At 72.5% G+C, this 12,508-nt stretch carries 15 protein-coding genes; 5 read left to right on the forward strand and 10 right to left on the reverse strand.

What is annotated here, in order from left to right; genetic code table 11:
* Nucleotides 1-10 precede the first annotated feature (10 nt).
* The 5 genes from ACVDFE_RS29035 to ACVDFE_RS29055 all read right to left on the reverse strand — a co-directional run bounded on the left by ACVDFE_RS29035 (nucleotide 11) and on the right by ACVDFE_RS29055 (nucleotide 4,092).
* On the reverse strand, nucleotides 11-1,534 hold the full coding sequence (locus tag ACVDFE_RS29035) for an FAD-dependent oxidoreductase (protein ID WP_458432641.1): 1,524 nt from the start codon (nucleotides 1,532-1,534) through the stop codon (nucleotides 11-13).
* Nucleotides 1,531-2,220, reverse strand: coding sequence for a class I SAM-dependent methyltransferase (locus ACVDFE_RS29040; protein ID WP_360384429.1), 690 nt, complete (start codon nucleotides 2,218-2,220; stop codon nucleotides 1,531-1,533). The genes ACVDFE_RS29035 and ACVDFE_RS29040 overlap by 4 nt, the downstream gene beginning before the upstream one ends.
* Entirely contained in the window at nucleotides 2,207-2,524 is a 318-nt protein-coding gene (locus ACVDFE_RS29045; RefSeq protein WP_360384431.1) for a lycopene cyclase domain-containing protein, read from the reverse strand. Before ACVDFE_RS29045 ends, ACVDFE_RS29040 begins: the two co-directional genes overlap by 14 nt.
* Nucleotides 2,517-2,843, reverse strand: coding sequence for a lycopene cyclase domain-containing protein (locus ACVDFE_RS29050; protein WP_360384433.1), 327 nt, complete (start codon nucleotides 2,841-2,843; stop codon nucleotides 2,517-2,519). Before ACVDFE_RS29050 ends, ACVDFE_RS29045 begins: the two co-directional genes overlap by 8 nt.
* Before the next feature lie 211 nt (nucleotides 2,844-3,054).
* Nucleotides 3,055-4,092 carry a glycosyltransferase gene (locus ACVDFE_RS29055; RefSeq protein ID WP_458432643.1) on the reverse strand — a complete coding sequence of 346 codons (1,038 nt, stop codon included), beginning with the start codon at nucleotides 4,090-4,092 and terminating at the stop codon, nucleotides 3,055-3,057.
* Between the two features lie 233 nt (nucleotides 4,093-4,325).
* Between ACVDFE_RS29055 and ACVDFE_RS29060 the strand changes: the two genes are divergently transcribed.
* The 3 genes from ACVDFE_RS29060 to ACVDFE_RS29070 are packed head-to-tail and all read left to right on the forward strand — an operon-like array spanning nucleotide 4,326 to nucleotide 6,081.
* Nucleotides 4,326-4,484: a ribbon-helix-helix domain-containing protein gene (locus ACVDFE_RS29060; RefSeq protein WP_458432645.1), complete on the forward strand. Its 159-nt coding sequence runs from the start codon at nucleotides 4,326-4,328 to the stop codon at nucleotides 4,482-4,484.
* Nucleotides 4,481-4,828, forward strand: a complete 348-nt coding sequence (locus tag ACVDFE_RS29065) for a VOC family protein (protein WP_458432646.1) — start codon at nucleotides 4,481-4,483, stop codon at nucleotides 4,826-4,828. Before ACVDFE_RS29060 ends, ACVDFE_RS29065 begins: the two co-directional genes overlap by 4 nt.
* Nucleotides 4,825-6,081, forward strand: a complete 1,257-nt coding sequence (locus ACVDFE_RS29070) for an MFS transporter (RefSeq protein WP_458432650.1) — start codon at nucleotides 4,825-4,827, stop codon at nucleotides 6,079-6,081. Before ACVDFE_RS29065 ends, ACVDFE_RS29070 begins: the two co-directional genes overlap by 4 nt.
* A gap of 104 nt (nucleotides 6,082-6,185) precedes the next feature.
* Here the strand turns inward: ACVDFE_RS29070 and ACVDFE_RS29075 are convergent, their stop codons facing one another.
* Genes ACVDFE_RS29075 through ACVDFE_RS29085 form a run of 3 tightly spaced genes read right to left on the reverse strand, consistent with a single transcriptional unit; the run spans nucleotide 6,186 to nucleotide 7,772 of the window.
* Entirely contained in the window at nucleotides 6,186-6,452 is a 267-nt protein-coding gene (locus tag ACVDFE_RS29075) for a DUF6510 family protein (RefSeq protein WP_360384443.1), read from the reverse strand.
* Between the two features lie 13 nt (nucleotides 6,453-6,465).
* On the reverse strand, nucleotides 6,466-7,203 hold the full coding sequence (locus ACVDFE_RS29080) for a ferredoxin reductase (protein ID WP_458432651.1): 738 nt from the start codon (nucleotides 7,201-7,203) through the stop codon (nucleotides 6,466-6,468).
* Nucleotides 7,173-7,772: a sulfite oxidase-like oxidoreductase gene (locus ACVDFE_RS29085; protein ID WP_360384447.1), complete on the reverse strand. Its 600-nt coding sequence runs from the start codon at nucleotides 7,770-7,772 to the stop codon at nucleotides 7,173-7,175. The genes ACVDFE_RS29080 and ACVDFE_RS29085 overlap by 31 nt, the downstream gene beginning before the upstream one ends.
* Nucleotides 7,773-7,857: 85 nt before the next feature.
* Here ACVDFE_RS29085 and ACVDFE_RS29090 point away from each other — a divergent pair, with 85 nt between their 5' ends.
* Nucleotides 7,858-9,315, forward strand: a complete 1,458-nt coding sequence (locus ACVDFE_RS29090; protein ID WP_458432652.1) for an FAD-binding oxidoreductase — start codon at nucleotides 7,858-7,860, stop codon at nucleotides 9,313-9,315.
* A 10-nt stretch (nucleotides 9,316-9,325) separates the two neighbouring features.
* Nucleotides 9,326-10,096, forward strand: coding sequence for a crotonase/enoyl-CoA hydratase family protein (locus ACVDFE_RS29095; RefSeq protein ID WP_458432653.1), 771 nt, complete (start codon nucleotides 9,326-9,328; stop codon nucleotides 10,094-10,096).
* A 94-nt stretch (nucleotides 10,097-10,190) separates the two neighbouring features.
* Here the strand turns inward: ACVDFE_RS29095 and ACVDFE_RS29100 are convergent, their stop codons facing one another.
* Entirely contained in the window at nucleotides 10,191-11,309 is a 1,119-nt protein-coding gene (locus tag ACVDFE_RS29100; RefSeq protein ID WP_360384453.1) for a fatty acid desaturase family protein, read from the reverse strand.
* A 77-nt stretch (nucleotides 11,310-11,386) separates the two neighbouring features.
* Nucleotides 11,387-12,442 carry a ferredoxin reductase gene (locus tag ACVDFE_RS29105; protein ID WP_360384455.1) on the reverse strand — a complete coding sequence of 352 codons (1,056 nt, stop codon included), beginning with the start codon at nucleotides 12,440-12,442 and terminating at the stop codon, nucleotides 11,387-11,389.
* Nucleotides 12,443-12,508: the final 66 nt, after the last annotated feature.

Consider the following 12,508-nt stretch of genomic DNA (forward strand, 5'->3'; position numbering starts at 1 on the left):
GCGGACACGGTCACACCGTCCTCCACCGGCGCGCCGCACCGCGCAGCAGCGGAACCCGCCCTTCCCGAGGCACCGTCCACAGCTCCGTCCCGGCCACCCCCCACCGGCTCAGCAGCCGGTTGGCCGCCGCGAACCCGGTGGTGGCCGCGCGTTCCATGAGCGCCACCGGCAGGTCGATCCGCACCAGGTCACCGGCGAGGACCAGGAACTCGTCGGGGGTCCGCACCCCCGGCCGGCGCGCGTAGCCGCCTGCGGGGAACAGCGGGCAGTCCTCGCGCAGCTCGTGCCGTTCGTCCACCACGACGGCGCTCTTCGTCTCCGGGTACACCTCGGTCAGCTGGTCCCACAACCGCTTCCTGGCGTCAGCTTCGTCCACGTCGGACGGAAGTGCGTAGCCGTGCAGCTCCACGACCGACCCGCCGGTGCGGGCGGCCCACGCCCGTGCCTCGTGCTCGTAGTGGTCGAGCACGCTGATGTTGTCGAGCAGGTCGTGCCCGCCGGTGCCGAGGAAGCCAGGCCGGTCGGCGTCCACCGGGCGGTCCAGCCAGTAGCGGGAGACCAGGAACCGCGGTGCGGTGCGCAGGCCGGCGACCCGTTCCCGCCAGGCCGCGTCACCGAGGAAGGGCGACGCCTCGACGACCGAGCGCAGGCCGGGGACGTCGGCGGCGAGCACCACGGCGTCGGCCTCGATCGCGCCGCCGCCGATGGTCACGGAGTACCGCCGGTTCTCACCCGGCTGCACCGACCTCACCTCGGCGCCCGTGCACAGGGTGGCGCCCAACGACGCCAGGTGCCGGCCCAGCGGGTCCCACAGGCCGTGCGGGAACGGGTCGGCGGCCACGTCGAACAGCAGGCCCTCGTCGGAGCCGAGGAAGTAGATGTGGAACATGACCGCGAGCTCCGCGGCCGACATCCGGGTCGGGTGGGCGAAGAAGCTGCGGGAGAACACCTCGAACGCCAGCGCGTGCGCGGCGCGGGGGAACCGGATGCGCTCCAGGTAGGTCGCGGCGTCGAGGCCGTCGAGCTCCTCGTAGACCCGCGGCACCGACACGTCCAGCAGCGACAGCGCCGCCCGCGCGTTGACGCCGGGCAGGTCGCGCCACCGGAACGTGGGGCTGCTGCGCAGGAACGCCAGCGCGTTCCACGGCACGGTCGTCGGCAGCCCCGCGAAGCTGTCGCGGTGCCCGGAGGCGTGCTGCAGCGGGTAGTCCGGCAGGGCGGTGAGCGCGCGGCCCGCCGGGTCGACGCGCTTCAGCAGCGCCCGCAGGTTGTAGTACTGCCGGAAGAACGCGTGGAAGCCGCGGGTCATGGTGGCCGCGCTGCCGTCGGCGAGCCGCGTGCTCCACCCGCCGACGCGGCCACCGAGGTAGTCCTCCCGTTCGCACAGCACGACCCGCGCGCCCCGTTCGGCGAGTAGCGTCGACGCGGCGAGTCCCGCGATGCCGCCGCCCACCACGGCCACGACGGGTGCGTCGCCGTCGAACTGCGGGCGCCCGGCCGGTGCCGGGACCCGCACGGCCCTGCGGTCCCTCACCGCTGCCCTCCCGGCGCGTGACCGAGGAAGGTGTGCACGACACCGAGCTGCAGACCGGGCACCGGCGAGCTGCACACGCCGGTGTACCCGTTGCGCCGCAACCGGTCCCGCAGGGCGGTGGCGCCGTCGAAGTCGACCACGCTGCGCCACAGGTAGGTGTAGAGCGACCGGTCGCCGGTGACCAGCCAGCCGGCCGGGACGACGACGCCGCACAGCGCCGTCCACACCGCGCGGCTCACCAGCGAGTCGCGCACCGAGTACTCGTGCAGCACCAGCCGGCCGCCGGGCCGCAACAACTTTCCGATGTGCCGCAACGTGGAGTCCGGGTCGGGCAGGTTGCGCAGCAGGTACGCGGCGAACACCGCGTCGAACTCGCCCTCGTCGACGTCCTCGGCACGGCTGTGCACGAACCGCACGGTGCTCGGCCAGCGCTTCCGCCGCGCCTGCGCGAGCATCCCGGCCGACGCGTCCACGGCGACGACCTCCACGCCCGGCGCCGCGGTGACCAGTGCCGCGGTCGAGGCGCCCGTGCCGCAGCCGAGGTCGAGCACGCGCATGCCCGGCCGCAGCCCGAGCGCGCGGGCCGAGCGGCGCAACGCCTGGTGGTAGCCCGGGTTCAGCCCCACCAGCAGGTCGTACCCGCGGGCCGCCCGGTCGAACTTCCCCGGCACCTCAAGCTTGTTCACGTGCCTGCCTTCCCCGTTCCCACACCATCAGCACCGCCGTCACCATCGCGAAGCCGTAGAGGAAGTCCTCCACCGGGATGTCCCACGGCACCCTGATCCCGCTGATCGCCCAGTCCGCGTACAGCACCACCGGTGCGTCCAGCTTCGTCAGCCACCCGTCCACCGGGACCTGGAACCCCAGCACGATCGCCATCGTCACCCAGTACGCCGGCAGGGCGAACAGCCCCGTCCGCAGCACGAGCAGCTCCAGCAGCACCACGAGCACCGCCGCGGCGACCGCGGCGAGCAGGTACTCCTCAACCATCGGGCAACCACCGGCCGGCCAGGCCGCGCACCGCCTCGTAGGTCAGCACCGCGCAGGTCGGGATGACGACGAAGAAGAGCACCTCCTCGATCGGCAGGACCCCGGCCAGCTCGATCCCCGTGGTCGCCCGCGGGTGGAAGCTCCAGTGACCGCGCAAGATCGCCACGACGTCCCAGGCGGCGAGGACGAGCAGCACCGGAGCGACCGCGCGGGCCAGCTCCGGCCACCGGCGGTAGACACCGCGGCCCATCCACTCCAGCGGCAGGGTGATCAGCAGGCACACCCCCAGCACCGCGAGGTACTCGTACTGGCTTCGCATCCGTCCGCCTCCCTGTGGACGACCGTATGGGGCTGGTCGGAGGTCTGCACAACGGGCGGGACAACTCGTCAGGGTGATCGTCGCGGGCCCAGCTCACCGCGGTGGGCGACGAACGGCAACAACTCGAACACCCGCCGGACGGCATCGGCGGCACCGGTGACGTCGTGCCCGGTCTCCTCGGGTCGCACGGCGGGTCACCCCCGCTGCGAGGTCAGCGGCGGCTCGGCACGGGAGTGGCGAGCAGTTGCCGGTAGAGCCGTTCGACGCCGCGTGCGGCGTCCGGCCAGGTGTGGCGGGCGTGGACCCGGTCCACACCGGCGATGCCGCAGGTGATGCGGAACGTCTCGTCGTCCAGGACCATCCGCAGCTTTCTGACCAGCTGCTTCACGTCGTGCGGTGGCACCAGGACGCCGGTGACGCCGTCGATCACGGCATCGGTGAGCCCGCCGACCGCGGTCGCCACCACGGGCACACCGCAGGCCATCGCCTCCAACGGCAGCGCGTCCCACGTCGCCTGCGCCGGCACGCACGCCACGACGTCCGCCGACCGCAACAACGCGGGCAGCTCCGCGCGGCCGACCGGCCCGGCCAGCTGTACCCGCTTCTCGACTCCCAGCCGGTGCGCCCACCGCCGCACCCGGTCGGCCTCCCCTGCCGACAGCGCACCCGCGATCACCAGCTCGACCCGCGGCAGCCGCGGCAACGCCGTGACCAGGTCGGTCAGCCCGTTGTCCGCCAGCGGGTCCGCGACGGTGACGATCCGCTGCAGCTCCGATCGTTCCGCGGTGGTGCCGTGCGACTCGAACAGGCCGACGTCGACACCGCGGGACGCGAGCGCGATCCGCCGGCGTGGAATTCCCGCGGCGGCCAGGTCGAGCATCTCCTGCTCGCAGGTAGCGACGACCAGCGCCGCCTCCCTGCCCACCAGCCGTTCGACTCCGGCGCGCTGATCGCGACCGCCGCCGAGGCCGTGGAAGGACTGGACGACGGGCACACCGGAGGGTTGTGCGGCCAGCACGGCCGCCAGACCAGGGCGCCAGAAGTGCGCGTGCACGACCTCGGGCCGTGCGCTCTCCCATTCGGACCGCAGCTCGTCGACGTACCGGCCCAGCTGGGTCTCCGGCAGGTCGGGCGGCTGGTGGTGGACGGTCACGTCGTGCCCCAGCGCGGTCAACGCCCCGGACAACCCGGTGACGTGCACCTCGCGCCAGCCAGGCGCGTCCTGGACGGTGAGCATCGCAATCCTCATGGCGTGAAGCCATCCTTTCCGAACGGAATAGACCGTACGCAAAGGGCTGCATGCTGAACCCGATTTCGAACCTAGCGCAAAGCGCGGTTGCCCGCAGATCGCCGGTCCCAAACCTGTGACGGACCCCCAGGTCTTCTTCAGCCGCAGAGGATGTGTCGCGTTGAGACAGTCCAATGTGGACAGAAAGAGGCGACGAGCGACACCGGAGGAGCTAGTTTGCTAGCATAGTAGCCATGGCCGGAGAGAAGCAGCAGTTCAACATCTACCTCCCCGCCGCACTGGTGAGACGGGTCAAGCACGCCTCGGTCGACGCGGACGTGTCGCTGTCGGCGTTCGTGGAGCAGGCGCTGGAGAGCTACCTGCGCCAGCTGGACGAGGGAGGACGGCGATGAGAGTGGTGCCCATCCGCTACACGGCGGACGTCGCCGCGGCACGGCGCTTCTACCTGGCACCGGGCCTGCGACCGGGTGCGGAGTCCCGGCCGGGCGCCTGGGTCGAGCTGCCGGCCGCCTCCGGGATGGTCGCGCTGCACGACGCGAAGGACGTCGCGGCGGGAACGTGCGAGCTGGCGTTCGAGACCGACGAGCCGCTGGAGGACGTGGCGCGGCGGCTGCGGCTGGCGGGGTTCGCGCCGGGGCCGGTGCTGGACGAGAGCCACGGGCGGTCGCTGCGGGTGCGCGATCCGGACGGGGTGTGGGTGCAGGTCAACGCGCTGGACCGCGAGCTCTGCACGTGACGACGCCACGGACGCCTGCGCTGACGCTGGCCATCGGCATCGTCTCGCTGGAGTTCGCGGCCGCCGTGGCGACCTTCGTGTCCTCCACGCTGCTGCCGGCGGTCGTGCGCGACCTCGACGCGCGCACCTCGGTGGAGCTGCTGATCTCGGGTGCCACGCTGGGCCTGTTCGTGGCGCTGCCGCTGGCCACCCGCGTCCTCGGCCTGACGGGCGCGCGCGGCACGCTCGCCATCGGCGTGCTCGCCTACCTCGCCGGCACCGCGACGGCGGCGACCGCGATGTCGGCCTGGGTGTTCGCGGCGGGGCAGTTCGTCGCCGGGTGCGCGAGCGGGCTGCTGGCGGTGTTCGGCATCAGCGCCGCCATCCAGCACCTCGACGACCAGTGGCGGGTGCGGGTGATCGCGGCGTCGTCGGCGATGTGGGTCCTGCCCGCGCTCGCCGGGCCGGCGGCCACCCTCGCGCTGGAGCACCTGGTCGGGTGGCGGTGGACGTTGCTCGCGCCGGTACCGGTCGTGGTCGCCGGGCGGGTGCTGGTCCTGCGGGCGGCGTCCGGCCCGGTCGACCGCGGCGCGGACCGGCCGCTGTGGCGCACCCTGCTCGTCCCGCTCGGGGTGGGCGTGGTCGTGTTCGGCGACCGGTGGTGGCTCGGGGCCGCCGGCATCGCGGTCGCCCTGGCCGGTGTCGCGTCGATCATGCCCGCGGGCACGCTGCGCGCACGCCGGGGCGCACCGGCGGCGCTGGTGGCGATGACGTTGTTCGCGGTCGGCTACTTCGGCGCGGACAGCCTGGTCACCATCCTGCTGACCGACGGCTACGGCACGACGACGGCGCGCGCGGCCGTGGTCCTCAGCGCGGCTCCGCTGGCGTGGGCGTTGACCAGCCTGACCGTGCCCCGGCTGCGCCGCGCCGGGCGGGAGCCACCCCCGGCACTCGGCCTCGCGCTCACCGCCGCGGGGGTGGGCGTGCTCGCGGTGGGAGCACCGGTCTTCACCACGGCTGTGGTGGCGTGGACGCTGGGTGGCGCCGGGGTCGGCCTGGCCTACCCCGGCCTGTACCTGCGGTGCACGACCGGTGCGCGGTTCGGCGCGACCGAGCTGGCCACCGCGGTGATCACCGCCGAGGCGTTCGGCGGTCTGCTCGGCCGTGCCGTCGGCGGTGCCCTCGTGTCGGCCGGCGACCTCGTGCTCGCGTACGGGATGTTCGCGGCGTTCCTCGGCCTCGCCGCGGTCGTCGCGAACCGGTCACGCGCCTAAGCCACGCGTCCCGCGACAAGGCCGGGGCACCTCCGGGCTGAGCCACGGGTCACGGCCGAAGCCGCAGTCACAGGCCGGCCGCAGGCCCCGGCCGAAGCCGCGGGTCACGAGCCCAGCGGGATCTCCAGGCTCACCGTGCCGCGCAGGTCCAGCCACGCCCGGTCCGGCCCGCGCACCAGCCGCAGCACGACCTCCTCGCACTCGGGGCAGCGCGCCACCAGGCCCGGCGCGTTGCGGTAGACCCGCAGCGCCGCCACCGAGCCCCGGTGGCCGCAGCCGGCGCACCGGCCGGTCGCCGCGGTCAGGTCCACGGCGAAGATCTCCCGCAGGTCGCCCGCGAGCGCGTTGCCGTCGACGTGGTCGTCGCTCATCGGTGGTCTCCTGTCAGCCGAAGCGCTCGGTGCGCACACGTCGGGGGTCGTGGCCCAGTGCCACCAGGATGTCGGCCACCGTCTCGACGAAGCCGGTGGGCCCGCACACGAAGCAGTTCGGGGTGAAGTCCGGTGGCCAGCCGTGCGTGTTCAACGTGGCCACGCCGATCCGCTTCGGTTCCGGCGCGCCGTCCGGGGCCCATCGCGTGTGCACGAGGTGCACGTCCAGACCGGCGTCCTCGCGGGCACGCCGGCGCAGCTCGTCGGCGAAGTACACGTCCTCGGGCGTGCGCACCGAGTACACCAGCCGGAACGGCACGCGGCTGCCCTGCTCGGCCCGTGCGCGGACCATCGCCATCAGCGGCGCGATGCCGGAGCCGCCCGCGACGAGCAGCACCGGCGCCGGATCGGTCGCGCGCCAGACGAACCAGCCGCCCACCGGACCGCGCAGCTCCACCTGGTCGCCTGGGGAGAGCACGTCGCACAGGTACGGCGAGACCTCGCCGTCGGCCACCCGCTGCACGGCCAGCTCGACCCGGTCGCCGTCGGGTGCGGAGGCGATGGAGTAGCTGCGCTGCACCGAGTAGCCGTCCTCGGCGGTCAGCCGCACGTCGACGTGCTGGCCGGCCAGGTGACCCGGCCAGTCCGGCACGTCGAGCACGAGGCTGCGCGCGCTCGCGGTGATGGCCCTGTTCTCGGCGACCGAGGCCACCCGCCAGGTCAGTCGCCCTGATACCGCTGTTCGCGCCATGGATCTCCGTAGTCGTGATAACCGGCGGTTTCCCAGAACCCCGGTTCGTCCTCCAGCAGCAACTGGATCCCGCGGACCCACTTCGCCGACTTCCAGAAGTACAGGTGCGGCACCAGCAACCGGGCCGGACCGCCGTGCTCGGGCGTGATCTCGTCGCCGTCGTAGCGGTAGGCGATCCAGGCCTGCCCGTCGAGCAGGTCCTCCAGCGGCAGGTTCGTCGTGTAGCCGCCGTAGGACTGGACGAGCGCGAAGTCCGCCGCCGTCTCGACCTCCTCCAGCAGCACGTCGAGCGAGACGCCCTTCCACCGCGTGCCGAGCTTCGACCACTTGGTGACGCAGTGGATGTCCGTCGTGATCTTCTCGGCCGGCAGCTCCATCAGCTGCTGCCACGACCAGACGTGCCTGTGCCCGGCCTCGGTGCTGATGGTCAGCTCCCACCGGTCGGTCGGCACCCGCGGCGTCGGGCCCGCGGTGAGGACCGGGAAGTCCTCTGCCAGGTACTGCCCTGGCGGGAGCTGCACGTCGGAGGACCGGCGCCGCCCGGAGAAGCCAGGAGAGACGATTGCCATGGGCACAAGTAGACGACACCCGCTCGCCGAACGCCACGGGTGATCACGACATGCCGTGATGATCACGTCGTGCCACGATGGCCGCGTGGCAGTCGATCGACGCAGCTTCCTCCTGGCCGCCGGGCTGACGGGCGCCGCCACCGCGCTGGCCGCCTGCACCGGCGCCCCTCCCCCGACGCCGACCTCGACCCCGACGCCGGCAGCGGCCGCACCGTCCAGTTCGTCCGTTCCGAGTGGACCGCCGGACTGGGCGGCGCTGCGGGCGCGGCTGTCCGGTCAGCTGCTGCTGCCCGGCCAGGAGGGGTTCACCTACCAGGGTTTCAACCCGGTGTGGAACCAGCGCACCCCCGCCGCCGTCGCGCGCTGTGCGTCGGCCGACGACGTGCGGGCGTGCGTCGAGGCGGCCCGGCGGCGGGTGCCGATCGCCGCCCGCGGCGGTGGCCACAGCTACGCGGGTTACTCCTCGCCGGAGGACGGCCTGCAGGTCGACCTGCGCGAGCTCGCCGCGGTGGAGGTGCTGCCCGGTGACCGGGTCCGCGTCGGGGCCGGCGCCCAGCTCGGCGAGGTGGCGCGGGTGCTCGCCGCGTCCGGCCGGTGCCTGCCCACCGGCACGTGCCCGACCGTCGGCGTCGCCGGTCTCACGCTCGGCGGCGGGATCGGCGTCCTCGCCCGCAAGTACGGGCTGACCTGCGACCACCTGGTCTCGGCCACGGCGGTCACCGCCGACGGCCGGGTCGTCACCGCCTCGGCCGAGCAGGAGCCAGACCTGTTCTGGGCGTTGCGCGGCGGTGGCGGCGGGAACTTCGCGATCGTCACCGAGCTCGTGTTCGGCACGGTGCCCGCGCCGCAGGTCACCGTCTTCTCGTTGCAGTACAACGCCGGTGTCGCCGACGTGCTCGGCGCGTGGCAGGGCTGGATCGCGCAGGCGCCGAACGAGCTGTGGTCCAACGTCGTGGTGCGCGGTGCCGCCGAGCCGACCTGCCGGGTCGGCGGCTGCTTCGTCGGCACCCCCGGCGAGCTGACCTCGCTGCTGGCGGCGCTGCCCGCGCCCGCGTCCCGGTTCGTCCAGCCGCAGAGCTACCCCGAGGCCACGCAGTACTTCGCGGGCACCGGGATCCAGCACGAGTCGTTCGTGGCGTCGTCGCGGATCGTGCAGAAGCCGATCAGCGACCCCGCGCGGGCCGTGGCGCTGATGAACGGCCAGTCCAGCGAGTCGTACCTGATCTTCGACGGCCTGGGAGGCGCGGTGTCCGATGTCGCGCCGGCCGCCACCGCGTTCCCCCACCGCACCGCGCTGGCCTGCGCGCAGGTCTACTTCAAGACACCGCCGACCGACGCCACCGCGACCGCGCAGGCGATGGGCCAGGTGCGCGACGGGCTCGGCGAGCTGGTCGGCGACTCCGGTTACGTCAACTACATCGACCCGCAGCTGCCACGATGGGCCGAGGCGTACTACGGCGACAACCTGGCCCGGTTGCGGGACGTCGCGCGCAGGTACGACCCGGACGGGGTGTTCGCCTTCACCCAGTCCGTTCCGCGCTGAGGGAGGGTTCGTGGAGGACGTCCGCGTCGAGGTGTCCGGCACCACCACGCTGATCTGGCTGGACCGCCCGGACCGGCGCAACGCGGTCGACGGCCCGATGGCCGCGCAGCTGCTGGAGGCGTTCCGGGCGTTCGAGGCCGACCCCGCGCAACGGGTGGCGGTGCTGGCCGGTGCGGGCGGCACGTTCTGCGCGGGCGCGGACCTGACGTCGGTCGGCGATCCCGCGCGGCGCAACGAGCTCGACCCCGCGGGCGGCGGTGGCGGTCCGATGGGGCCGACCCGGTTGCGGCTGAGCAAGCCGCTGATCGCGGCCGTCAGCGGGCACGCCGTGGCGGGCGGACTGGAGCTGGCGCTGCTCGCGGACCTGCGGGTCGTGGAGAGCGACGCGGTGTTCGGGGTGTTCTGCCGGCGCTGGGGCGTGCCGCTGATCGACGGCGGCACGGTCCGGCTGCCCAGGGTCGTCGGCCTGGGCCGGGCGCTGGACCTGATCCTCACCGGCCGCCCGGTCGCCGCCGACGAGGCGCTCGCGATGGGACTGGCCAACCGGGTCGTCGAACCCGGTCAGGCGGTCGCGGCGGCGCTGGAGCTGGCCGAGCAGATCGCCGGGTTCCCGTTCGAGTGCGTGCTCGCGGACCGGGCGTCCACCTACGCGGGGCTCGACCTGCCGCTCGCGGAGGCGTTGCGCGCGGAAGGCGCGGCCGGTGTGCCGGTCGTGGCCCGTGAGGGTGTAGCCGGCGCCGCCCGGTTCACGGACGGCGCCGGAAGACACGGCACCTTCTGAGCAGGTTGCCAGCTGTCGTGCCTTTGACGCCCCAAGTCGTACTTGCAGACGCCTGAGCAGCAACGAGGGGCGGACAAAGCTTTTGGCCAGGTGCTCAGGCGGCGACCAGTTCCTTCTCGGACTTCTTCGTCGTCTGCTTGACCTTCTTGTTCGGCAGCGAGAGCCGGAAGACCTTGTGCCACGCGGAGAACACCTGCTTGGGCAGCGGTCCGCTGACGTAGTCCAGCTCGTACTTCTCGAACAGGGCCTTCACCTTGACCGCGACCTCGGCGTACCGGTTGCTCGGCAGGTCCGGGAACAGGTGGTGCTCGATCTGGTGCGACAGGTTGCCGGTCATGATGTGCATGGCCTTGCTGCCGCTGATGTTCGCCGAGCCCATCATCTGGCGCAGGTACCACTGGCCGCGGGTCTCGCCCCTGATCGAGCGGCGCTCGAAGACCTGCACGCCCTCGGGGAAGTGACCGCACATGATCACCGAGTGCGACCACAGGTTGCGGACCAGGTTCGCGGTGAACGTCGCGGCGAGCGTGGTGAGGAACGACGGACCCGACAGCAGCGGGTGGATCACGTAGTCCTTGAGCACCTGCTTGCGGATCTTGCGGCCGACCGCCTTGGCGCGGGCGCGGAACTCGGGGTTGTTGCGGCGGCGCTTGTGCAGGTTCTTGCCGAGCTCCAGGTCGTAGGCGGCGATGCCGTACTCGAAGAAGCAGGCGTTGATGAAGTTCCACAGCGGCTGGCCCAGGTGCATCGGGTGCCACTTCTGGTCCTCGTCGACGCGCATGATGCCGTAGCCGAGGTCGTTGTCCTTGCCGATCACGTTGGTGTACGTGTGGTGCAGCTCGTTGTGCGAGTGCTTCCACTGGTCGGCCGGCGAGACGTGGTCCCACTCCCAGGTGGTGGAGTGGATCTTCGGGTCGCGCATCCAGTCCCACTGCCCGTGCAGGACGTTGTGACCGATCTCCATGTTCTCCAGGATCTTCGCCACGGACAGGCCGGCGGTGCCGATGAGCCACGCGGGCGGGAAGATCGAGAACAGCAGGATGCCGCGGCTGGTCAGCTCCAGCTTGCGCTGCACCGAGATGACCTTGCGGATGTAGGCGGCGTCCTTCTCACCGCGGCTCGCGATCACCTCGTCGCGGATGGCGTCGAGCTCGCGGCCGAGCTCCTCGATCTGCTCGTCGGTGAGGTGGGCGGTGGGGTCGATGGCGGTCATGGAGCTCGCTTTCGAGGGGTTCGGCGGCTGGAGGTGGGCCGCTTCGCGGGGGAAGGATGTCTGTGGTGGGGTGCGGATCAGCGTTCGAGCTCGCACGGACCCGCGGCAGCGGACACGCAGGTCTGCACGAGCACGCCCGGCTCTGCCTCGGTGATCTCGCCGGTGCGCAGGTCGCGGACGGCACCGGACTTGAGCGGCGTGACGCAGCCGAAGCAGATGCCCATGCGGCACCCGGAGGGCATCAGCACGCCGGCGCTCTCGCCGACGTCCAGCAGCGGGGTGGCGCCGTCGGCCTCGACGGTCTTGCCCGTGGTGCCGAACGTGACCTCGCCACCCTCGCCGGCGACGACGACGGTCGGGCGGAACCGCTCGGTGTGCAGGCGCTCGGGGATGCCGTGCCGGGCCCAGTGCGCCTCGGCGGCGTCGAGCAGGCCCGCGGGACCGCAGGCCCAGGTCTCGCGCTCGGCCCAGTCGGGCACGAGGTCCTCGAGCCGGGCGACGTCGAGCATGCCGTGGGTGTCGGTGTGCAGCTCCAGCAGCCGCAGCGCCTTGTCGGCGACGAGGTCGTGCAGGTCGTTGCGGAAGATGACGTCCTCTTCGCGTGGCGCGGAGTGGATCATCACCACGTCGTCGAGCCGGGTGTCGCGCAGCATGCCCATCGCGGGCGTGATGCCGCTGCCGGCGGTGAGGTAGAGGACCTTGGCGGGCTTCGCGGCGGGCAGCACGAACTCGCCGGTGGCCTGGTCGAGGTGGATCACCATGCCCGGCTTGGCCTTGCGGACCAGGTGGTTGCTCACCTTGCCGTCCGGGATGGCCTTGACGGTGATCGTGATGCGGCCGTCGGCGCGGTTCGTCGGTGACGTCACCGAGTACGCGCGCCACAGGCGCACGCCGTCGACGTCGACACCGACGCGGATGTACTGGCCGGCGACGTGACCGCGCCAGCCTCTGCCCGGCCTGATCACGATGGTCGCGGCGTCCCCCGTCTCGGGGTGGACGGCCTCGATGCGACCACGCAGGTCAGCGCCCGCGCGCAGCGGGCTCACCAGGTCGAGGTAGTCGGACGGCAGCAGTGGCGTCGTGACCAGCTCAAGCAGTTTCCACGCCCTGCTGCGTAGGGCGGCACTCGTCATGACTCCAGCTTGATGCGCCACAGGGCGTAAAGTCCTGTCCGCAGGACGTGAATTTGCTCGACCAGA

The sequence above is a fragment of the Lentzea chajnantorensis genome (assembly GCF_054300775.1).